The 25252-nt window shown below is 44.5% G+C and carries 14 protein-coding genes; 11 read left to right on the top strand and 3 right to left on the bottom strand.

The window, feature by feature from the left end:
- The 11 genes from QME03_RS00685 to QME03_RS00735 form a co-directional block, all read left to right on the top strand.
- On the top strand, nucleotides 1–190 hold a 190-nt coding region (locus QME03_RS00685), incomplete at its 5' end, for a hypothetical protein (RefSeq protein WP_281723123.1).
- A 1303-nt stretch (nucleotides 191–1493) separates the two neighbouring features.
- On the top strand, nucleotides 1494–2654 hold the full coding sequence (locus QME03_RS00690) for an MFS transporter (RefSeq protein WP_281723124.1): 1161 nt from the start codon (nucleotides 1494–1496) through the stop codon (nucleotides 2652–2654).
- Nucleotides 2655–2689: 35 nt separating this feature from the next.
- Nucleotides 2690–3574, top strand: a complete 885-nt coding sequence (locus tag QME03_RS00695) for a carbohydrate kinase family protein (RefSeq protein WP_281723125.1) — start codon at nucleotides 2690–2692, stop codon at nucleotides 3572–3574.
- Between the two features lie 427 nt (nucleotides 3575–4001).
- Complete coding sequence (locus tag QME03_RS00700) at nucleotides 4002–7127, top strand: SusC/RagA family TonB-linked outer membrane protein (RefSeq protein ID WP_281723126.1); 3126 nt, start codon at nucleotides 4002–4004, stop codon at nucleotides 7125–7127.
- A gap of 18 nt (nucleotides 7128–7145) precedes the next feature.
- Nucleotides 7146–8714: a RagB/SusD family nutrient uptake outer membrane protein gene (locus QME03_RS00705; RefSeq protein WP_281723127.1), complete on the top strand. Its 1569-nt coding sequence runs from the start codon at nucleotides 7146–7148 to the stop codon at nucleotides 8712–8714.
- Nucleotides 8715–8732: 18 nt separating this feature from the next.
- Nucleotides 8733–9608, top strand: a complete 876-nt coding sequence (locus QME03_RS00710) for a DUF4843 domain-containing protein (RefSeq protein WP_281723128.1) — start codon at nucleotides 8733–8735, stop codon at nucleotides 9606–9608.
- A 7-nt stretch (nucleotides 9609–9615) separates the two neighbouring features.
- A complete protein-coding gene (locus QME03_RS00715) occupies nucleotides 9616–11205 on the top strand; it encodes a PKD-like family lipoprotein (RefSeq protein WP_281723129.1) in 1590 nt (529 codons plus the stop codon).
- A 140-nt stretch (nucleotides 11206–11345) separates the two neighbouring features.
- Nucleotides 11346–12431 (top strand): thioredoxin family protein, encoded by a 1086-nt coding sequence (locus QME03_RS00720; protein WP_281723130.1) that lies wholly within the window; start codon nucleotides 11346–11348, stop codon nucleotides 12429–12431.
- A gap of 338 nt (nucleotides 12432–12769) precedes the next feature.
- Nucleotides 12770–14281: a hypothetical protein gene (locus QME03_RS00725; protein ID WP_281723131.1), complete on the top strand. Its 1512-nt coding sequence runs from the start codon at nucleotides 12770–12772 to the stop codon at nucleotides 14279–14281.
- Nucleotides 14274–16742 (top strand): phospholipase D-like domain-containing protein, encoded by a 2469-nt coding sequence (locus QME03_RS00730; protein ID WP_281723132.1) that lies wholly within the window; start codon nucleotides 14274–14276, stop codon nucleotides 16740–16742. The genes QME03_RS00725 and QME03_RS00730 overlap by 8 nt, the downstream gene beginning before the upstream one ends.
- 525 nt (nucleotides 16743–17267) lie before the next feature.
- Nucleotides 17268–17675 (top strand): hypothetical protein, encoded by a 408-nt coding sequence (locus tag QME03_RS00735; protein WP_281723133.1) that lies wholly within the window; start codon nucleotides 17268–17270, stop codon nucleotides 17673–17675.
- 397 nt (nucleotides 17676–18072) lie between these two features.
- Here QME03_RS00735 and QME03_RS00740 read toward each other — a convergent pair whose 3' ends face one another.
- The 3 genes from QME03_RS00740 to QME03_RS00750 form a co-directional block, all read right to left on the bottom strand.
- Nucleotides 18073–20484: an MMPL family transporter gene (locus QME03_RS00740; RefSeq protein ID WP_281723134.1), complete on the bottom strand. Its 2412-nt coding sequence runs from the start codon at nucleotides 20482–20484 to the stop codon at nucleotides 18073–18075.
- Between the two features lie 2 nt (nucleotides 20485–20486).
- Nucleotides 20487–21620 (bottom strand): 1-acyl-sn-glycerol-3-phosphate acyltransferase, encoded by a 1134-nt coding sequence (locus QME03_RS00745; protein ID WP_281723135.1) that lies wholly within the window; start codon nucleotides 21618–21620, stop codon nucleotides 20487–20489.
- A 206-nt stretch (nucleotides 21621–21826) separates the two neighbouring features.
- Entirely contained in the window at nucleotides 21827–24652 is a 2826-nt protein-coding gene (locus tag QME03_RS00750; RefSeq protein WP_281723136.1) for a M16 family metallopeptidase, read from the bottom strand.
- Nucleotides 24653–25252 lie beyond the last annotated feature (600 nt).

Raw genomic sequence — 25252 nt, forward strand, 5'->3', positions numbered from 1 at the left:
TAGATTACCAGCCACATATTACCCCAAGGATAAGCGGGCCCGACATATTAACAGGTGGAGCGTTTGGGCCGGAGGCCTCGATTATATGTGTGGCGTTAGGGATTGTCCTCTCTATCGTTTACACTGTGCTGTATATCAAGAAGTATCTCTACCCGATATAACCTATCCGCGAAATAAAATTAGGGGCTAAAATTCTTGTTGGAATTTAGCCCTTTTGTTATTTTTGTGTCTCTACAAACCCTCAATAACATGGCCAATACCACACTTTGTACCAGACCATAATAATTCTTTGTCTGGCTTTATTGCAACTTAAAGATGGATGGCACACATGGGATGTAAAATATTTAGTAGAAAATTTAACTTTATAGAGGCTTTCTTCTTCACCAACAGCCCACTCAACCGCAAATAATCGATTCTCGCGGAGGTTTCGCTGGATGAAAAACTGAACTGTGGGGCTTACGACGAAGAGGCGTGTTTTTGGCGAATTAAACCGTGTTTTGAGCGAATTTTCGAGCTATTTGTAGCAAAATAGCGTGCAATATGCAGCAAAACGCAGTGCTAACTCCTACTAAACGCAGTGCTAACTCGTGCTAAACGCAGTGCTAACTCCTACTAAACGCAAGGCCAAATGATGCAAAATGCAAGTCTTATTGCTACTATTTGCTGTTTTTGGAGAAGTTGATAACCGTAGAATGGATGAAAAAAATTGGCCTTTTGGGGCAAAAACAACCTAAAAAAGTAGGTTTTTAGCCACTAAATGCCGCTTCTGTGGCCGGCAAAAATCGTGAGCAACGAGGTAAATAGAAAGGCTAAATGGTGCAAAATGCCGATTTTTGGCGCAAAACGAACGTGAAAATAATGTGCTAGGGGATGAAAATGGGGCGAAAAGCATGCTTTTTAGCATGTGTTTTCGCTAGAAGAGGTTGCTTTGGAGAGTACATTTTGTAAAATATAATTACCATTTTTAACAAATAAGAAATAAGGTTATCCGTTTAACAAAACGCGCGCCATGCACCACTATTTGGGTTTAAGTGCAAGAACATTCTGCAAGGTTAATGCGCTATTGTGGCCTTTCCTCTCTCCCAATTTGCACTTAACGGCGCACCCTCTTGCAATAAGCTCGCTTGTAATTACTACTAATACCGATAAACGCAAAGCGAATAAAGGCTGTTCCATGGTGGTTAATAATTATTAAGCCAAGAAACATCCAGCCTACAAATATTTGCATTTTAGCCCACTTAATTATATCTTTGAAGCCAAAAAGTAATCATTAAGGGCATTTTGCCAACATTACCTAAACAAAAAATACGAGAATTATAGCACAGAGATTAACGAAGCATAAACGTGCAGCAACAAAATCAACTGGCTGATGCACTTGCTCGTTAACATGCTGGCATTGCGCAATAAGCGCAACCCAAACCGCCATAGCCCAAACCGCACAATATATACAAGCCAAACCGCACAATATATACAACCCATTAACCACAATCATTATGCAAAAATCAAACCAATTCGCCCTCATCCCCGTGATGTTCTGCTTCTTTGCCATGGGATTTGTAGACCTTGTGGGCATTGCTTCAAACTATGTTAAAGCCGATTTAAACCTGAGCAATTCGGCTGCCAATGTTTTTCCATCGCTTGTTTTCTTTTGGTTTCTCATCTTTGCCGTGCCTACAGGCATGCTTATGAATAAGATTGGCCGTAAAAAAACGGTACTTGTGTCGCTAGCCGTTACCGTGGCCAGCTTGCTGTTACCCCTCTTTGGCAATAGTTACGGGCTAATGTTGGTGTCGTTTTCGCTACTAGGTATTGGCAACGCTCTGATGCAAACCTCGCTCAACCCTCTTATCTCGAACCTCATCAGTAGCGAACGCTTTGCTGCAACACTCACTTTTGGGCAGTTTATCAAAGCCATCGCCTCGTTTATGGCTCCTATTATCGCTGCTTGGGGCGCAGCAGCCAGCATCCCACACTTTGGTTTGGGGTGGCGAGTGCTCTTCCCTATATACATGATTATTGGCGTATTGGCCACACTGATGCTCTCGGCAACGCCCATCGAAGAAGAACCGATGGCAGCAAAGCCCACCACTTTTACACAAACTATCAAGCTGCTGGGCACACCCATCGTACTGTTATCGTTTATCGGCATTATGTGCCACGTGGGAATTGATGTGGGTGTAAACACACATGCCCCCAAAATACTTGAAGAACGCCTCAACCTAAGTCTTGAAGAGAGTGGTTTCTCCACCAGTCTTTACTTTATATTCCGCACCCTGGGCTGCCTTAGTGGCTCGTACATTCTGACCAAGTTTAATAAGCGCAGCTTCTTTTACATCTCCGTATGCATGATGGCGCTGTCTATGCTAGGCTTAGCCCTAGGCACTAGTAAGGCCGTGTTGTATGTGGCCATCGCGTTAGTGGGTTTTGGCAACTCCAACATCTTCTCGTTGGTGTTCTCGCAAGCCGTTCTATCGTTGCCCAACAAGAAAAACGAAGTGTCGGGACTAATGATTATGGGACTATTTGGTGGAACAATCTTCCCGCTCGTAATGGGTCCGGCCAGTGATGCCGTTGGACAATGGGGCGCTGTTGTGGTAATGGCCTGCGGAGTGCTTTATCTGTTCACCTACGGCAAAAAAGTAACAGGGATATAAACAAAAACAAAAATAACTTTAAGCAACATACATATATGAAAAGATTTATCGTAGGATTGGGTGAAGCGCTATGGGATGTGCTGCCCGAAGGAAAGAAAATTGGTGGCGCTCCAGCTAACTTTGCCTACCATGCCGCCCAATACGGACTAGACACCTTGGCCATTAGCGCACTAGGCAATGACGCTTTGGGCGACGAAATAGCGCAAAAGTTTGCCGAGAAAAATCTCAACGTGATGATGCCACGCGTGCCTTTCCCAACAGGAACAGTGCAAGTGGAACTTGATGCGCAAGGAGTTCCCACATACGACATCAAAGAAGACGTGGCCTGGGACAACATACCCTTTACCCCCGAAATGGAAGAAGTGGCGCGCAACTGCCGAGCAGTGTGCTGGGGTTCGCTGGCTCAACGCAACGACGTGAGCCGAAAAACCATCGCTAAGTTTCTTAAAGCCACGCCCAAAGACTGCATGAAGATTTTCGATATCAACCTGCGACAAAACTTTTACACCGAAGGTTTGCTGCTCGAATCGTTTAAACAATGCAATATCTTAAAGATTAACGACGAAGAACTGGTTACCATTGGCCGACTCTTTGGCTATCCCGGACTGGATATGACCAATAAATGCTGGCTCATCTTGGGTAAATACAACCTGGATGCGCTGATATTAACCTGCGGTGTTAATGGCAGTTACGTGTTTACACATGGAGCAATGTCGTATTTAGAAACACCAAAGGTGAACATTGCCGACACCGTTGGCGCTGGCGACTCGTTCACTGGCAGTTTCTGTGCAGCCTATCTCAGTGGACTCCCCATTAGCGAAGCCCACCGACTGGCCGTTGAAACCAGTGCTTACGTGTGTACACAAAATGGTGCTATGCCCACCATTCCCCAACATTTCGTAGAGCGCATAAACAAATAAACGCACCCTGCGCACCCTCTTACGCTGCACAACTTGCACTTAGGCCAATGTCTAAGGCCTGTTGTGCAGCTATTTTATTGGGAAAAACACAGTTGGTCAACACAGCTAACCCGCGAAAAGCAGCTACTTACCAACAACTTGCAGAACAAGACCTTATCTACATTGCCACAAAAAACAAAAACAAGGCGTCAAGATGCATTTTAACTAAATTAATTTGCATTTTATTTGCAAAACATTTATTTTTGCGAAATAAAATAATAAAACTACAAAACGCTTAACACAAAACAAATAAACAACTAAAGCCTAAAAGAAAAAGACCTGTAACCACGTGCACCAAAGCAAACTATAAGCTTAAGAAACCACAAGGAAACAGTCGCCATATCTATGCAAGCTCAACGAGCGAATTTCAAATTTAATACCTAAATGTATGACAGAACCGTTTAAGAAAAAGATGGACAACCCTACCTTTTCACAGCAAAAGGTTCGTTTCTGCCAGCTCATCATGGCAGCCATCGCCTGCCTGCTGCTCATTCCTCTTTCGGCTTTTGCCCAAAACAACAAAGATGCAGCACAACAAACCAACGCCACTAACAAAGGAATGCTATACCAAGGAGAGGTTATCGACGACGATAACCAACCGCTCGTGGGCGTATCGGTGGCCGACAAAGACGGTAAAGTGGTGGCCATGACCGATGCCAACGGACAATTCACAGCATGGTTGCCCACGGCCAACGCCACACTCTCGTTTAGCTATGTGAGCATGAAAAAGCAAAGTCTGCGCATGCAACCAGGTAAGCGATACACCGTGAGAATGCAAGCAGACGCACACCAACTGGGCGAAACGGTGGTTACGGGCATCTATACGCGTAAAAAAGAGAGCTTTACAGGATCGGCAGCATCGTATCGACAAGAAGAACTGAAGGCCATTGGCAACCAAAATATCTTGCAAAGTTTGTCGGCTCTCGACCCCTCGTTTGTGATTGCCGAAAACAATCTCGCCGGTTCTAACCCAAACGCCACAATGAAAGTGTCGATTAATGGCACAACAAGCATCAACGGCCTTTCTGATGCTTATGGCAACGACCCCGACAGGCCACTTTTCATCCTCGATGGCTTTGAAACAACACTCGAACGAATTTCAGACCTGAGCATGGACCGCGTGGAAAGCATCACTATTCTTAAAGATGCTGCGTCTACAGCCATCTATGGCTCGAAAGCTGCCAATGGAGTGATTGTTGTTGAAACCAAAAAACCCGAAGCTGGCAAGCTACATCTCACCTATAATGGCAACTTCCAAATGAGCTGGGCCGACCTAAGCGACTATAATCTGATGAACGCAAGCGAGAAACTGGAGTTTGAAAAGCGCTCAGGACACTACGGATTGCTCGACCATGAGGGCGAAATACTCAACGATGTGAACCGTGCCATCTATTATTCTAGGTACGAAAGGGTGGCAGCAGGCCTCAATTCGTATTGGATGAACGAACCCCTAAGACTGGGATTTGCACAAGACCACAGTTTTAATGCCGAAGGTGGCGATGCTGCTTTTCGCTACGGACTTACCTTTAGATATAAAGACAACAAGGGCGTAATGAAAAATTCGGGACGACAAAACATCGATGGAACATTGGTTTTGTCGTATCGCATCGACAAATTCAACTTCACCAACCAAACACACATCTATTATACAACCACTGATAACAACGTTGTGCCCTTCCGCGACTTTGTTTCGGCCAATCCCTATTATGCTAAACGCGATGAAAACGGCGAAGTGTATAAGGTTCTTGAAAGCTATCAAGGCGTAAACGGAATAACACAACACGTATATAACCCACTGTGGGACTTTAACCAAAAGAGTTTCGACCGAAGCAACGACCTCAATATCAACAACAACTTCAACGTGGAATATCAGCCTCTTGCAGGTTTGCGACTCACAGGAAGGTTTGGTTTTACGGCCGCAAGAGGCATGAGCGAGACCTTTAAATCGCCCTTCTCCTCGGGCTTCACAAGCACTCCCGAACTAAAACGAGGCTCTTACTCCAACCGCATCAACAACAACACCTCGTTTAATGGCAGCTTCATGGCTAGCTATGGTGGCATGTTGGGCGTTCACACCTATAATATTGTGGCGGGAGCACAAGCCTATGGGCGTAAGAACACAAGCGACTCGTACGCTGTACGCGGATATATCAACGACCAATTTTCTAACCCAAACTTCTCTAACGGCTATCCCGAAGGCGGAAAACCCTCGTCGAACATTGACAAAATGCGCTCGGCAAGCTTCTACATGAACGGCAACTACGCCTACGATATGCGCTATTTGATAGACTTTAACCTGCGTAGCGACGGTGCTTCGGTGTTCGGAGTAAACAACCCTTTCTCAACAACCTACTCGGTGGGTGTGGCCTGGAACATCCACAACGAACACTTCTTTAAAAAGAACAACATTGTAAACAACCTCAAACTGCGCTATACCTTTGGTAGGCCAGGCAACGACAACATCAGCGCTAAGCTGGCAAACAACGTGTACAACTACTACACAGCCAACACCAACCCCTTTGGATTGGCTGCCATCGTGTCGCAATGGGGCAACAAAGACCTGAAATGGAAACGCACACTAACCCATAACTTCGGACTTAATGCATTGCTACTCAACAACCGCTTGTCGCTTGTGGTTGACTATTCCATTAGAAAAGCCGACCCAGAACTCATTCCCGTTGAGCAACCCACATCAACTGGCGTGGAAACAATACCGATGAACATCGGTGCAACAGATAATCGCAGCTTCTCTATCGCACTGGGCTATGACGTTATTAGGCAAAAAGACCTTACTTGGCGCGTCACAGCCAACTTGCTGCACGCCACCACCACCTATTATAATATAGGCGACATACTAGAAAAGCTTAACGAGCAGGGCCGAGCCTCACAAAGTCTTACACGATATTACGACGGAGCCAGCACAACAGCCCTTTGGACCGTGAAATCACTAGGCATTGACCCAATGACAGGCAACGAACTATTTCTTAAACGCGATGGAACATACACCTACAAATGGAATGCTAACGAAGAAATGGTGTGCGGCGACACCACACCCGATGCACAAGGCAACCTTGGTACTACCATTCGTTGGAAAGGATTCTCGCTTGGACTTAACTTTTCGTATCGATTTGGAGCTCAAGCCACACTCAACACCCTGCTAACAAAGGTTGAAAACATCAGCGAAGCCGCCATTAAATATAACCAAGACCGACGCGCGCTGCACGATAGATGGAAACAACCAGGCGACAAAGCCAAGTTTAAACGCATCGACGACACCTCTACAACCAACATTTCTTCGAGATTCGTGGCCGACGACAACACCCTAGAATGCAATAGCATCAACCTGGGATACGAAAACACCACAGCACAATGGCTCAAAATGGTGGGTTTGAACGCTTTGTATTGTCGCATCTACGCCAACAACCTGTTCCGTCTTTCCACCATCAAGGAAGAACGCGGACTTGATTACCCCTTCTCCAGAAGCATTTCGGCTTCTATCGGTTTACGTTTCTAACCTCTAACAAACACAACGATGAATAAGCTTAAAACCATAACATACGCATTGCTATCTATTATCGCCACAATGGCCACTACTTCGTGCGCCGACTGGCTCAAGGTAGACTTGGAAGACTCTGTTCTCGAAGATAAACTCTACGAAAACAACGATGGATATTTCGCTGCACTCAATGGCGTGTACGCTAAAATGAACGAAACCTATGCCTCAACACTCACGATGGGTCATATTGATGTGATGGCACAATATTATAATGTGGCGAAAAACAGCGAACATGCCTACTTCCCTTTCGCTAATTATAAATATTCTGAAAACGAATTTAAAAGCATTTCGGACAACGTTTGGACCTCGCTTTACTTCTATATCGCCAACCTAAACACACTCATCGAGCATTGCGACGCCAGCGACTCGAAACTATCGCCCGTGTATAAACCCTACATTAAGGGCGAGGCACTGGCTCTTCGTGCCTTCTTCCACTTTGACTTGCTGCGACTTTATGGCCCTATCTACTCCACAAAAACCGAGAACAACAGCGCCATTCCCTACCAAGAAACCTCGTCGAAATCAATACAACCCATTCTCAACGCTAAACAAGTGGCCGAAAAAATCATGCGCGACCTTAACGAAGCTAGCCTTCTACTTAAAGACGACCGCATCATTAAAGAGGGCGTTATGAACGGCATGGCCGACGATCCCAACGAAAAAACCCTACTTAGATACCGACAATTCCGCCTTAACTATTATGCAATACAAGCTATGAAGGCCCGACTATATCTCTGGACGGGCGATAAAGCCAACGCTTTGGCCACAGCTAAAGGCATTATCGAAGAAAACAACAAACACAATACTTTTACTTGGATAGAAAAAAAGGCCGTTACCACTGGTAACAACCCCAATTACATTTTTTCTACCGAGGTAATGTTTGCGCTTTACAACAAATCGAGAGCCAAAACCTACGAAATGCTCTTTAGTCCTAAGGCCGACATGAAGAATACACTCTACTTTAAAGGCGAATCAACTGCTGAAGGCGACCTACTCTCCAAACTTACCTACTTCTACGACGACATGGGCGACCTAAGACGCAACAACACATGGACCGTGGAAGAGCTAACAGCTAACGGCCAAGGAGGAACAACAAGCAAACAAAAGTCAATTTGCTTGAAGAAATTCGCAGATACCAACGGTGACACCAACTTCAGATACATGCAACCGCTGATGCGATTAAGCGAAATCTACCTCATTGCAGCCGAATGTGCCACTACACCCGAAGAAGCTCTGCCCTTTATCAACGAACTACGCAAAGCACGCAACTGTGTAAACATGGAACTGCCTGCTACCGACGCCGAAAAAGCTGTTCAAAACATGGTTTGGCGCGAGTTTATGCGCGAAATGATTGGAGAAGGCCAATTATTTTTCTTCTATAAACGACATGCAGCCGAACAAATGATGTCGGGAACAGAGTTTGGCAAGTCTAACGCCTGGACTGGAACCGTCACTGCGCTCGAAGGCACCTACAAAATGGCACTCGACAACTACGTTTGGCCACTGCCCGAAGCCGTGGAAGCCAACAGAAGAGCTAAAAACTAAAATACGGAGGAACTGAAAATGAAAACAAAAATATATGCCTTGCTCGCACTGATAGTGACCACAACCTGGCTTTCTAGCTGCGAAAAAAAACTGATGGACTACGAAGGCAAAGATTGTTTGTACTTCGACGTGCGACGCGGACAACCGTGGATTGAAGAAAGTAAATGGGCACACTACAACTTTAGCGAGGTGGCATTCGGCAATATCACTGCCACCGATACCCTCCTTACGTTGAAAGTAAAGGCCACAGGCCACCTCAAAGACTTCGACCGGCCTTTTAACATCATCGTTGTGACCGACAGCACATCGGCCGAAGCAAACACCGAGTACGAACCACTGATGCCACAATACACCATCAAAGCCGGAGAAACGAGCACTGAAGTGAAGATAAAAATAAAGAAAACCGCACGCATGAATGGCGATACACTTAAAATTCAACTCGCCATCCAGCCCAACGAACACTTCAACTTGATGTTTAACAACTACGGCGACTATCCCGGAACCTACGCGTCAATGCCCGATAAAAAGTTTGGCCACAACCAAAATGCAGCCATTCACAACATCTTCGTCGACGATGTACTCACAAAACCCACGGGCTGGTATGGCTCAGAGTCGGGCGGTTACTTCGGAGTGTTCTCTCCAAAGAAGTATCGTTACATCATGATGGTTACCGGAACAGACATTAACGACTTTAAAACCATGGTGACAATGAGCTTCCCACGCGCCCAAGCCATTAGTCAAGAGGTGGCCAAACATTTGCTCGAAGCAGCACAAAAAGAGCAACCCATACTCGACGAAGACGGCACAATGATGTGGGTTTCGTATGTAAATATCCTTGGCGGAACGCGCGGTTGGGCGCAATTCACCAAACCAGAAGAATATTATAACAAATAAACCAGTTATGAAAAAGCATTGCATCATATATCTCTTGGCTGCCCTTTCGCTGGCTTCGTGCATAGACGACGAGGGCAACAACACCATGAACCCCATCAACAAAGCACAGATTGAGGGCATAAAAGATAAGTATTACATGGTGACAAACCTCGAAACACTGCAAATACCAGTAACCGTTACAGGCTCAATGTCGGGCAGTGACGTCAACAACTTCTCTTTTGAATGGTTCTTATGCAATGGTGCTGTGGAAGACAAATACCACGACCACCAAACCATCAGCCGTGAAAAAGACCTCTCGTTCCCCGTTAATGTGCCCCCTGGAGAGTACCGACTCTTCTTCAGAGTGAAGGACAAAAGCAACAACATGGTGTTTGAAAAACGCAGTGCCTTAAACGTGTTGAGCCCTTACGTGCGCGGATTTTACCTCTTTGGCGATAAAGAAGACGGCACCTGTGGCATCGACTTTATTAGCATGATGGAAGGAAGAGACACCTCTGTTGTAGAAAATCTCTTCGACAACACACAGGGAATAAAACACGCACAGCAACTCATCTTCATGGGACATAGCTACTCCACCGACCTCGAAGCCACATGGGCCATCACCAAAGATGGCGCTTATGCCCTAAATAGTTCGGCAAAAGAAAACAAAATCACCATCAACAACAACAAGCAAATAGACCATCTCATCTATCCTTCTATTGAGGGAACAACCAAACCTTACGTTGTTAGAGCACTGTTTCCACGGCCTAGTGGCAAAGACAACAATTGCCTCTCGGGCAGTTTTAGGTGCTTACTCACCGATAAAGATGCCTTCTGGTGCTCGCAAATGCCCTTGGGCGAAGCCTATGGCAACCCCTTTAACTGCTACGAAGCTGGATCTAACACCTTGGTACAGCTGTCGCCTTACGTGTTCTATCCTGCAAATAGCTCGTATATTCGCACGCTTGCCTTCTACGATAAAACCAATCATAAGTTCGTAAGACTTAATGGGGCATCGTATAGCGTAACCAATATTGCTGATTATAACCTACCCGCCGACCAGCCTTTTAATACCGACCAAACCACCTACTCGCCCGCTAGAGACCTTGTATATGGCGAAAACGGACTGGGAAACAACGGACAATCTTACGCCCTGATGAACGATGCCGATGGCCATTTTTTTGTCTATGCCTTCCGCATCACCAATTACAGCGCAGCGGGTATGAAGCGTTCGCTCGCTAGAGAGATAGACTTAACCGTGGCTTCGCACTTTGCCGAGGCTTCGCATTACACCTTCTACTCCAACCAACCCATTGTGCTCTATGCAGTTGGCAATAGCTTGTGGGCCTACAACTACAACACCAACAAGGCTAAAATGCTGAACGCCTACAACGGCGAAATTACTTATCTGGCCATGGAACACGACTCGGACGAGAACCCCGACGACGTTATCGTGGCCACCTATTCAGCAACAGAGAAAGGAATGGTTTATAAACACGAAATGAAAGACGACCCCAACGAGATTGCTTTCGTGCAAAAACGATATAAAACGAAGAGCTATCCTTGGAAAACCAACCTCAAAGTGAAAAGTATCACCTATCGCAATTGTCCCGATTAGGCACTCTCCACACGCCTTGCTCGCAATAACAAAAAAACCAAACAGGGCTGCTTCGCGAGCAAGGCACACCCATCCGTTGGTTCAACAACCATTTACTCTGCCACAAAAACAAGCATAACACCGAAGTAAATCCCCAAAAAATGAAACGCCACAACCCCTTTTTCGTCACCTTGCTGCTATGTGTCATGCCCCTATTGGGCACTGCACAAACCCAATTCCACAACCTTTCGCTCGACGATGCCATCAACCTAGCAAAGAAAGAAAACAAACTGGTGTTCATCGATTTCTACACCGACTGGTGCGGTCCGTGCAAAAACATGGCGCGACAGGTGTTTCCACAGAAGAAGGTGGGCGACTTCTTAAACACCAAATTCGTGTGCTTAAAGCTCAATGCAGAGAAAGAAGGTAAAGAACTGGCCACCAAATACAACGTAAAAGCATATCCCACATACGTGGTTTTAGACACCAACGCACAGCCACGAATGCATGCCAGCGGAGCGATGAACGCCGATGAATTTATCTATAAAGTGGAGATGGAAACCAATCCCAACAACGCACCCGAACGAATGAAGAGGCTTTACGATGCTGGCAAACACACACCCGAACTGATAAACAACTATGCCTTCTATCTACTTGGCCACCAACAAGAGGAAGAGGGGTTTAGAGTGGTGAACAATTATTTTAAAACGCTTGCACCAAAAGACAGGTTAAAGGCCGAAAACGCTTTTATCTTTACGCGCTACACGTTAAATCTGAACGACGAAAAAGGCCTATTTATGACCCAGAACCTCGACCGTTTTGACACCAAATCGCGGTCGCTTATCAAGGCTCGCACACAATTGCTCTTCCGCAATGCTGTATATCAATATTTTTCGGGTTACATGTGGAAAGAGAAAAAATATAACGAAACCGACTACCTACAACTAAAAAAGCAGATTGAAACGCTGCAATTGCACAAAGATTATCCCTATGCGCCGATGTTCGCCCTCATCGAAAGCAGAGTGAAAGACAATGATTTAACCTTCCTTTCGTGCTGCAATCGCGAGTATAACAATCTTGATGCCAACGACCGCACATTGTTAATACTCAATCTCACCCGTCTATTCGACACCCAAGACAAAGCCACACTCAAACAAATATCGGCCTTCATCCGTTCGCATTTGGCTGAAATGGATGCCAAAACCATCATCTACGCAGGCCAGATTTTGAGCGAAATAGAGCAGTAAAAGCCATTCTAGCCTTTATCGCAAACACACTTTCACGCGGTATCATCCGCCTTTCTTTGTTGCCTTAGACCTTGCTTTAGGCCAGAAGGATAATTATTGCGACCTCATTAAGCCCACGTTGAAAACCTCAACCACGTTGATTATTATCTGACGAAGAGGCAAAAGTAGCTTTCAAAATTCAGTATCTATATTTTACATCGCCAGAGTAACGAAAAGAAAAACACGCACTAGGCAATGTGAAACAAACACATAAAAACAAAAGCACTTAACACAAAAAAATAAACAAAAAGAGAAAAAATTATCACTGTTTGTGTACCTTTGCATAAAACGCTATTGTCATGGCTGTATATAACACCAAGAACATCACTAATCTATACTGGGCTTGCAACGAAGGATTCAAAGTGGGCCGCGACCCAATGGGAATACAAAACTGCTCCATCACATTGTATGGGCAACTACTTCCTGGTATGACTAACCAAACAGGACATATCAGATACTACAGTTTTTATTGTTGGCTTCTATCCGAATATAACAACGACCGCCGTGTAGCGAAGAAATACAATGTAGATCAACGCAATTTTATTAGGAGAGCCGAACTTATTATGGCGTTCGTTATGAGTGGTCAAAATCAAAATGCTGTTGCAGGGTCATTATTTGTTAACCAAAAAAGATACAATACAGACCGAAAAGGACATTACTTAATAAGTGAGGGCGCAGACTATGAACAAAACAACAAGTATTGGACGTACTCCACAGGTGCATTTGGCCAATATTATCTTGGACAACTAATTTACCTACAATTGGTTAAAGTAAAAGACAACTGGTTTTACACCAGTAGTAAAGGCAAAGAACTAGCTCACGCTTTTTGCGAAAATATTCCAGAAGATGTTCGCAAACACTATATTGATGCCATCTGCAAAGGCAAACTCTCAGAAGAAGACATAAAAGTTTTGCGCCCAATAGGTATTAACCAATTAAAAAAAGGAACATCAGAATGGCACTTTTTGAACACCCTAATGATACAGCCAGACATCAATGGTTCGACATTAAGACGAGAGTCAATCAAGCTATTTCTTGAAGCTATTTCCACTAAATGTGCCATTAATGATTTTCCTAAACTGCAGTACGAACAATATACAGCTAATGGTTTAGAAGCCCAGTTTGGCTGGCATTATTACTATCTGTGCGAAACCATTCACTATTGCATAGAAAGTATCTTCTGGTTGATTCTTGAGACAGCTGGAGAAAACAACTATCTTGCAATTAATAGATTTATTGATATCGCGACAAAGAAAATTCTCGAAGCAAACAATAATGACATAAGCACATACACTATTGAGAGTGTATCCCCGCTTATAACCAACTATAATATCCCTATAATGCAGGATGAGCTTGTTGATAAAACCCGAACTAATCAACCTGCAGAAGCCGCCTTCAAGGCATTGTTGCTGCTTATCAAATGTTATGATACAATCATACCACAAAAAGAGAAGTTCGAAGCATTTGAAAAACGCACCCACCTTAGTATTCTGCTTGGCAATATCAGCCAAACACTAGAATGTTATATTGGTATAAACCGCAAACTCCCAATCAAGAATGCTATTGCCAACATTATAACCACAATTATGAACCAACACACAATAGTGGCGTGCCGAAAGATGGGTAATAGTACACTCGACCTTAGAAAGTTTCTGATAGAAGATGGCTGCATATTCTTGGTAGAAATTAGAAAACCACAATTTACAAATCCACGTATTCAAACACTGTACAATTTTCTAACAAATCTTCACTATCTAAGAGATGGACAATTAACAGAGACAGCAAACAACTTCATTAAAAACTATGAATAAGAACGAGAGAACATTGTACCAAGACTTGCCTACTGGCAAATTTCATTCGGGTGTGCTAACCAGTTACGCTTTTGACCTTAGTTACTTCGACAACCAAATACTGAACTTACTGAGAAGTAAGCGAATTTGTAGTTTAAACATATTGGTGGATCAGCAACAGCTTTATTCATCAATAAGTTTTCAATTAGGTGCTCTACGAAAAATAGGAAAAGAATATGCTGTGACAGGCTTAACAACAAAAGGCGCTTTCCACCCTAAACTCAATTATTTTATCGGAGACGATTCGGCCTTGCTACTATTGGGTTCTGGCAATATTACAGTACCAGGGCATGGTAAGAACCACGAAATATTCTCTGGTTTCCAAATAAATAAAGAAGACTCATCGCAACTGCCATTCCTACAAGAAGCATGGGAATACATCTCAAGTCACTTCAAAAAAATTGGCGGCTATACCAACAAACGCATCTTAGAGGAAATACTACAAAACTGTTTATTCAAATTAAATGAGAAGACAGCACACCATGTGTTTCGTAAACTAGACGACAATACTGACGCAGCCTTACTATACAACGAGAAAGACAACTCTATCTATAATCAGCTAAAAAAACTACTGCCAAAGAATATCACAACAATCACCGTAGCTAGTCCTTTCTTTGACGAAGACGGGGAAGTGTTACTTGCATTACTTGAACTATTTCCTTCAGCTATAGTTAATGTGCTGCTACAAGATGGCTGCAAAATGCCACCAAACAAATTAAAAAAGAACTCACGTATATATTTCTACGATTTCAACCTAACCACAAGAGGGAAGAATAACTCGTTTGGCAAATTTATATACCAACGTAATCTCCACGCTAAGATATTCCACTTTGCAGCAGATAGGATGGAATTTGTTATGATTGGGTCGGCCAATGCTACAGTTGCAGCTTTAGGTAGCAATTTAACCAACCCTCTTAATGAAGAATTTTGTAGCCTGTATCGTTCAGCAACAAGAAACTTTCTTAAAGAGTTGCAAATATCAGAGAAGTGTCTGCTTCAAACAGCAGTAAGCGAAATGGAAAGGGAAGCAAACACTTTTACTAATAACGCAAGCCCAGCTATTAACTTAAGTGCTATTGACGCAACTGAAGAAAACATAACATTATATCTTGCTGATTGCAAAAAGAACTTGAATGTAGAACTTATTGGCTATAACAAAGAAAATGAACCAACCACTCTAGCAAACATACATATTGACAACACACTTAACAACATTAAAGTAAAGACATCTGGTTTAACCAGCATAGTATATTGCAATTTAATTGATATAGACGGAAACGTGGTATCTAATAGCCAATATGTAAATCATATCATTGACCTAAGTTCAACCAACCCATCAAAAGAAAATCGTGAACTCAATAAAATGCTTGCAAAGATTGAAGGTGGAAACTATAATGGGATTGAGATTATTGAATTCATTAACAACTTAATTTGCGATGTAATATACAACGATGACCAACGAGAAAACACAACTGGGCACGCAAACTATAAACTAGAACAGAAGGACAAAATTGCGCACTACGACCCAGAATATGACACTGACAAAGAAGGCGATAACATATTTTTCTCTGGCAGAACTATGTTTTCGCGTCTTATAGAGTGTATGGAGTTTGCTATTAGCAACAAAGCCAACAATATCAACGAAATACTTAAGGGAGAAGAAGACGAAGCGGATGCAGTTGAGAGTAATAACCGCGAAACTTATGTAAGACAGGATATTAAAATTGACACAAATGAACTTGATAATATAATTGACCGCGTTCACCATGTATTTGCCAGATACAATGAACTCATTAACTTAAGACTAAAAGAGTTTCAAACCAACCCCAAACAAGCGTTAAATACGCAAGATATTGAATACCTTGCAGCAACAACATTTGCTGCATTAGATTTCTGTGTATTCAACACAAGCGCGTTTAATTTCTGTAACTCTAAAAGAATTAATGAAGATAGAGATTATTTATTGTCCTACTTAAGCGATATAGTGATGAAAGACATACCGTGTATCGTAAACAATTTTACCTACTTTGCCATACGCACACATTGTAAACAGATAGACGATAACATGTTATTATATGCCAACAAAGCCATGAGATTCATCATTTTAGGATTACACGCTGCCATGTCTAGAATGACAGAGAAAGACTATAATTACTATATGCCAAAGATAGAACTCGTACTCATCAATCTCTTTGATATATTTGGAGTTCCAAATTTTGATGCTATTGAAGACACCATCGACCAAATTAATCTAGTATACGAAAAAGGAATCTCGAAGAGTGACATAAGATGTCTTATCAACAAGTGCACAAATATCAAAGTTGACAATAATAACTATAAACGTTGGCAGGGTTATGGAATAACCAAATCGAACAAAAATGCTCAAGAGTGCATTAAACTGCAGAAATTAAGATGTATATAATAATAACATATTAGGTGGTAGAAAGTGTATCAAACTAAAATTCTAAAGCTCACTATATTAAAATGCAGCTTATATCTGTAGGCAACATAAACTGTATCCGTACACCTACAAACCTAAAACCCGTTATCTTGTCACTCTGTAAACAATAACAAAACTGCATAAATAATATAGACTGTTTATGCACAACCAATTAAGAAGAACGCAAAACCTATTCTTTAACATAAAAAAATTAAAAGAAATATTCGTTTTTCCTTTTTAATTAATCAAATATGTTGTAACTTTGCGAAGTGAAAAGGCATAGTTATTAAACCACGCCATCATGAAAAGTGCAACATACCCAAAGGCTCCCTATGGCGAACGAGCAATACCATAACACAAAGCAAAACGCCATTCGCTACCTAAGAACACAAAACTTCACGACATCGTGCCTCTAACAAGCGATGCAGAAGCATATTTGTTGGTTCCACCCGCGTGGACAACAGTAATCTAAACTATCATTATTTATACCACTTTAAACAAAACATCATGTTACACACCATCAAAAAACTTTCGGTATTTGCCATCGTGGCAATCGTTGCCATGGCTTTCTCGGCCTGCAGTTCTGACGAAGAGCAACCCGCTGTATTGCAACAACTACTCGGCAAGTGGCAGCCTGTAACCCGCAGTTACACTGAAGCCAGCGCCAACACTAACACTTACGAAATTTGGTACAAAGACCTTACCTGGGACAGACATCAAACAATTGAAGGCGAAAACCAAATTACTCGCAAAGGAGCTTTCCACATTGAAAACAACATTATTTGGCTTCGCAGCACCAACCGTAAGGGGCACGACGTCGTTATCCTTGAATACAAGTTTGAAGTGAATGGCGATAACCTCACCCTCATCGACATTAAGACGCAAGCCGTAACACAATTTAAACGCATCAAATAGGTTTCCCCCCCATAGTTTGCATTAATAAACCAATGCTCACCCACTCGCCCATCCCTTCAACAAGGGATAGGGAGTGGGTTTTGTGCTTTTATGCGCCGAACTTATTGCGGTATGGCATCGATATGCATGGTGGTGCCACCACTATTATTGTGCCTATTTGGCTTAGTGCATGCCATTCGCAAGCTTGCCTATAGTGTCCCTCGGCCATTGATAGGACCATTAATTGCCTCGTTTTCAAAAACAAGTGAAGCCATGTAGCCACAAACCAACTTTATTTGTACAGATGCTAAAGCCCTATTGGGGAAAAACACACGCGAGAGAAGTGCCAGCAATGATGTTAAAGCCACTTGTCTCGCGCAATAAAAACTAGTCATTAAGCCCATTTAAGGGCAAAAAATCACTTCACCCACCACTTAAACAACAACGGCGGAACAACATAAGTGAGAGCAACAACAGCGCCCATGCCCACGATGGTGATAGCACCCAGCGAATGAAGTGCAGGATGACGAGCCACCACCAGCGAGCCCATACCGATGAACATGATGGCAGCAGAGAGCAAAATACCTTTGCGATAAGCCGCCAACATGGGTTTGCCGTGCTTACGTTCGTAAATTAATCCCTCGGTTACAAAAATGCTATAGTCGTCGCCCTGACCAAAAATAAAGGTGGCCAAGATGATGTTTACCAGATTGAAACGCATATCCAAAAGGTGCATTGTGCCCAAAATCCAAAGCCACGTCACCACCATAGGCATGAAAGCAATAACAGCCAACTTGAATTTGCGGAACGACAGCCAAAGGAAAACAAACACAATGGCACCGCACACCCAACCGATATAATTGAAATGCTGCGACAGCGAGTTGGCTATTGTGGCATTAAGACTGGGCAAAGTAAAGGCCCACCGCTCTACACCCTCCATGGGTTTGAAGGCAGAGGCCACGCTATCTGCTTGAGACGAAGGCACGTTTACGATGTTTACCACCGTGCTACCCATGATGCGATTGCCAATAGATGCCTGTAAAAGAGGCGCAAAATGCGCGGGCAACTGCGGTGTGAGTTTGGCCTTCAGCAGCTCTTGAAAAGGCTTAAAGGCATCGGAAGCAAAACCTTCGCTGGCTGCCAGCACGCTTAAACTGTCTAATTGCTGTGCACGCTGCTTTAGGATGCTGTGCCACTGTTGCAAGCGGCGTTGCTGTTCGGCCACACTGGTCACCAAAAGCGGATATTGAGACTGTTCGGCCGCTTGCAAAGCCAGCTGCACATTGTTGGCTTCGGCCACGAAATACACGGGTGTTGTGCCTTTCTCTTCGCCTCGCATCTGAGCCATTTGGGCCAACAATGTTTGTTGTTGGGGCGTGAGATAATTGATATTTCGCAAGTCGGTATCGAACTGAGTACCAAGACTAAAGTAGCCCAACACAAGAGTTATGGCCACCAAGACACCAGCAACAGCAGCCGACTGCCTGCGCTGACGAGGCGTAAGAGCCGATGCGGGGAGATTGATTTGAGACGATACAGCAGAAGAAGCCACTGGTTCGGACCGTTCAGCACCATCATTTTGCGCCAGCTTTATATCCTTTTTGCCCACAAAATGAGGTAAAAACACCACCACAAACAAGATGGTGCTAACCAACATCATGGCAGCAAAGATACCAAGATGGCTCAAAGCAGTGGCATCGAGCGGTATTAGGGCGGCAAAAGCGCCAACCGTGGTGACGTTGCCTACAACAAGTGGCGAGGCAATCTCTTCTAAAGTTTGCCGCGACGAGGCGCAATGCCCCAGATGCGTAACAAAATGTAGGGGATAATTAACGGCAATACCGATGATAACCGATGCAATACCCAGCACAATAATAGACACCTCGCTACTTACCAAGGCCATGCCGCCCATGGCCATAAGCCAGCCAAAGCCCAGCGAAAGAAGGATGAGCAGCAGATGACGGGCACGCCTTAGCGCCCAAACAAGCAACACCACGATGAGCGTTGCGGCAATGGCGATGGCCCAGATACTATCTTTTTTTATCTGCGAAGCATTGTCTACGGCAATCACAGGCGCGCCAGTGACGGCGAATTGCACACCAGGCAAACGCGCCTCGATGGCCTTTGTAACGCTGTCTATTTGCATCACTAGTTGCGCATTGCTACTGGTTTCGCTCGCGCCATAAGGAGAAGTGAGCATTGCCACAGCATGTCGGGAGTTGGGCGTGAAGATATAGCCGTCGTAAAGTTCGTAACGAAGGGCGTTACCACTGGCTTGTAGTTTGGCGAGCAGAGGTGCAAAAAGCCCCAGAGGGTCGCGTTCGATGTTCTGCGTAACCATTCCGCCCGTGGGGAAGAGCAACATTTCGCGGCATTTTTGCAATGCCGCCCTGATGCTGTCGGTGGTGGTAATGCGTTTGATGCGTTCGAAATCGTCGTTGCCAAGCAGCAAAGGCGCGTTTTGATAAGCAAATTCGGGTATGCTCATCACGCTTTCAACATCGGCCTGTGCCATTAGTTTCCAGCCCCGCGTTTGGCTTTCGCTCTCCAGTTGTTGCATGGCGCGTACCAGAAGCGGCGTGTTAAGCTGCGTGGTATCGGTGGGCGAAGCCACGATGAAGATGCGATCGGCAGCATTGGTTTGCCTATAAATCTCCATCGAACGGCGATAATTATCGTTATTGGGCAAAAAATCGGTTATATCTTCTTTAAAATGCAACTGCGATGCGCTTGCCAATGCAGCCAGCACCAAGACCAAAGGTAAGGCCAGGCGCAAAAAACGGTGACAAGCAAACCAATCGTAGAGCCTAAGAAGCAAATGGGTGGTCATGTTCAACTTAAATTAATTTGTTGTTTGGCAACAACTGGATTGGCGTAGATTTGCAGCAGCATTTGGCGTTCGTCGTCGTTGGATAGTTGCGCCATGCGCTTTTCCATCCAGCGTTTAGACTCGTTTAGTTCGTTGCTTTGAGGCATATCGGGGTGCAGCATTTCGTAAGCGGCCCTATTGGTGGGCATCAATTGGTAGGCGTTAATAATAGCCCTATCGGTTATCAAAGCCACCTGGCGCACAGCATCGTTAAGCGGAACACTGTGAAGTGGCTCCAGCTGTTGCGCGGTGATGGGAGGTGTGATGCAAAAATGCACCTTACCCTTGGGCTGAACAATGCCAGTGAGAATACTGTTGAGGTCTTCTCCTGCACTTTTAACATAGGGTTTTAAGGCTGAGTGCGCCATTTCGCGCGCCTTAAGCAAGTCGCACGACTCGTATTCGTAACTCACGGCCACGGGCACGATATTTAATTGAGCCAGCGAAGCCAGTTTGTTGCCTTCGCCCGACATGGCGAACATTTTGATAAGCGCGGGCTCGGTGCGGTCTAACCCATCCTTGGTGCGCCCATTGCGTTGTGCAATCCAGATAGACGAGCCACGTTCCACCACGGCATGCCTGATGTAACGCGAGAGATGCAGTTCGCTTTGATAGAACTGGCGTTTGTTGCCAGAGCGTTCAACCCTAAACATTTTGTTGCTTTTGCCGATGTCTACCACTGTGGGGTGAGTCATAAGGTTAGCCCCGAAGGTGATTTCGCATGTATCGTGTCCAGCGTCTACCAAAGCATTTTGCAGTAAAGAGGCGTCTAACACGATGTCTCGATGGTTGCTAACAAAGAGATAAGGCGTTCCGGGCTGCAGATGTTCAAGTCCATCGCACGAGAAATGGGTGGTGCTTCTTCGCATCACTTCCCGGTTAAAGCGGTGCATTATGCGGTGTTGAAAATCGTGCGAGGTATTAATTTGGGTCAACATGTGTGCCACGTCTTGAGTTGTAAGCTCGGGAAACACGAATTGTGCCAGCTGTGGTAGCCACTCGCTCTGTGCCAATCGGCGCATAGCCAAGGCCACTTCGGCATCGTTGTAAGGGCGAATATCGTCAAATTCTCCGCTCATTGTGCAAAACTTCTCCATATATATTAGGTGTAATGTGGATTACGCAAGATTAAAAATAACTTGGCAAAGATAGTAAATAATCGTGAAAAAGGTGTATTTGAAATATTCTTCTTTTCAAGATAAGGTCAAAATGCGTAAAAACGGCAATAAAAAAAGAAAGGATGAAACGGCTACATTGCGGTTCGCCATTTCATCCTTTCAACTATTCAATCCGAAGGATAGCCTTACTTCTTCTCTTGGTCGGGCATCATCGTTACTTGAATGCGATTGCCAGCCTTCAGAATTTCTTTAACAAAGTTGCTAATGCTTTCGGGTGTTTGTTTAGCCACGAGCGCTTTATAATTGGTATGCAGGTCGATGCCATAACGATACCAGGTGGAAATAACGCCACCCCAGTAGCCATTAGACTTAGTAGCATCGTCGGCTTCTTTGGCCATATACTCCTTAACCTTGGCCAACATCGAAGCATCGCATTGCTTAGAGAGGTTAACCACCTCGTCGCGCATAATTTGGAGTGCCACGTCAGCCTTCTCGGGTTTCATAGGACAGTAAGCAAAGAGCATCACATTATGATATTTATCCTCGATGCTAGCCGAGCCTTGAGCACCGCAACTATAGGCAGCGCTAGCGTCTTCGCGAATTTTTTTGATGTAAACCATGCTCAATATTTGTCCGGCGATGCTAGCTTTGATGGCGTTTTCGGTGGTGTATGGAATATCTTCGCTAAACCAAGCCATGTTGGCATTGGCCTTAGGTGTTTCCATTTTACGTACGAAATCGTTAACCGAAACGCCTTTTTTGAAGAACACAACCTGCTTGCTATTGGGGTTAGGACCTTTAGAAGGCAGCGAACCTAGATAGCGTGTGATGAGTTGACGAATGTTAGCTTCATCGTAATTGCCCACGATAACGAAGCGCCATCCATTGGCATTAGCGGTGCGTTCGGCAGCCATACGCAGAATGCGGTCGTAGTTAACCTTGGTAAGGTCGGACAGTTCGAGAGGTTTCACGCGTGGGTTGTGTCCGTAGATGGTGGCATTAAGCGAGTCGCTAAAAGCTTGGTCGGGCGAAGTAGCACGGTTTTGCAGTCCCACTTTAAGGCTTTCCATCATGTTATCGAACTGTTCTTGGTCTTTACTTATCTTTGTGAAGTGTAGATAAATAAGCTGGAACATTGTTTCGAGGTCTTTAGGAGTAGAGCTAGCGCTGATGTGCATGCGTTGTTCGCCCATTGAAAGCGAAGCCGCAACATTCTTACCAGCGAGCGCTTTGCCCAACTCGGTGGTAGAGAAGTTGGCCAATCCACTAGCTTCGATGGCGTTATCGAAGAGGCTGATGTTGGCATAGTCTGCCAGAGTGTAAACAGAGCTACCCTGTCCACCGCTACCATTGAGTTGCACTTCGTCTTTTTTATAGTCGGTTTTCTTCAGCAACACCGTTACGCCGTTAGCGAGTTTAATCTCGGTATAGCCAAACTTAGGACTGCGTTTTTGGCTTACCACCTTACCCGGTTTGGGCAGTTTGCTAATGATGGGTTCGTTTTTCACGTTGTCCACATAAGCCGTAAGGTTGGCCGAACGAGCCTCTCTCACAGCGTTAAGCAAAGCATTCTCGGTGGGATATACCACGCCATCCTTCTCAGGATTAAAGTTAATAATCACCAAGTTTGTGTCAGTTTTAGCCACGAGGTCGTCAAACACCTGGTTAACAAAGTCCAATGGGATGTTGGGCACCACCTGTTTCATCGTCTCATAGTAGTATTCGATGGGTGGGATGGGTTCGTTGTTGAGGAAGTGTTCTTTGTAATTCTCGGCAAATTCGGAATTGTAACGTTTCTCGCGATTGCTAAACATGCGGTCGAGCGAGCTCAAAGTAGACGACTTAGAACGGTCGTATTCTGTTTGTGTGAAGCCAAATCTGGCTGCTCTCAGAGCTTCGGTGTATGCCGCTTTCAGTGCATCGGCGCTTAGTTCGGTGGTTTTAGGCGACACAGCTATAGAGAAAGCATCTTTTGTTTTGGCGTAGATATATTCTTCTACGCTAGCGCTAGCGCCTACAAATGGGCATTCGGGCTTCAAAGCAGCCTCGGCCAAGCGTTCGTTGAGCAAGCTAATGCCCACATCTTTCACATATTCGTACACCAGATAATCCATCGCACCCTTCAGCGAGTCGGGCATAACGTCTCGTTTCATCATCATTTGCACGATAGAGGCCGTTTGCTCCTTGTCTTTATCAATGATAACGATGGGTTCGTTGTTGTCGGGAACAGGCTCGCTAAGCACAGGAGCGGGGTTTGCGGGGTTCTTCATCGGACCGAAAAGCTTTTTAATTTCGGCCTCGATATGGTCAACATCCACGTCGCCCACCACGATAATACCCTGATTAGTGGGGTGATACCATTTCTCGTAGTAGTCGCGCAGCTCTTGATATTTAAAGTTATCCACCACGCTCATCAATCCAATGGGGAAACGAGCGCCATATTTAGAACCAGGATAGAGCTTCGTGAGGTTGCGTTCGAACATTCTGCTGCTGGCGCTAGTGCGCAAACGCCACTCTTCGTGTATCACTCCGCGTTCTTGGTCAATTTCTTTAGGGTCGAGCGTAAGGTTACCAGCCCAGTCACGCAGTATCAAAAGGCAGGAGTCGAGGGCGCTTTGGCGAGTAGTAGGCACGTTATCGATGTTGTACACCGTTTCGTCGATGGCGGTGTACGCATTGAGGTCGGCACCGAATTTCACGCCCAGACTTTCGCAATAGCGCAGTAAGGCATCGCCAGGGAAGTGCTTTGTGCCGTTAAAGCACATGTGTTCGAGGAAGTGTGCCAATCCTCTTTGAGCCTCTTCTTCTTGCAACGAGCCCACTTTTTGGGCGATGTAGAAGTTGGCTCTCTTTTCTGGCCAGTTGTTGTAACGAATGTAATAAGTAAGCCCATTGTCGAGTTTTCCGATACGAACGGCAGGGTCGCGAGGTATCGGGGGCATCTCTTTTTGTGCCTGCACTGTGCCACAAAGGGCTAGAAGTGCTAGTGCCAACAAGTTTCTAATACGCATAGAATGGTTTTATTTGTTCTTTAATACGGTATTACCCCTTACAAGGAGGCATTAAATTTGGCAACAAAGATAAGGCTTTTTTACCTAGTTCCGTATGTTTTTTGTATTTAATTATAAAAAACTTATCGTCTCAACATTTGGCACAAACCACAAGGCATGTTGCTCTTAGCACGCAACACGAGGTTAGATACCAATAATTTGTCGAACAAGTAGTTTTTCTTAACACTAGGATTAACAATATTTTTGACTGCGTTGTGCAATAAAGCAACATAAAAGCAAACCACACAACCATGTGTTTTTGCAGACAAATAACGACAAAATCACAGCATTACGACAGCATTTCGCAACATTCTTCTTGCTTATTGCTAGGCACTTAGCCCAGTTATGCATCAAAACGATGCCTTATAATCTATTCTTTTCATAACTTCACAAAACAAACAACGCGCTTACTATTTTTGTCAACCTTCAAAAAAATTAGTTAAATTGCTTTGAGCATAGTAAAATAAAACGTAACTTTGCAATATCAAGTAGAGACAATAATTTAAATACCATAGATAATACAAAAGCCTACGCCGCCCCCGGACAAATTCCGCATTGGTT

Source organism: Hoylesella shahii (assembly GCF_937990675.1).
Classification (GTDB): domain Bacteria; phylum Bacteroidota; class Bacteroidia; order Bacteroidales; family Bacteroidaceae; genus Prevotella; species Prevotella shahii.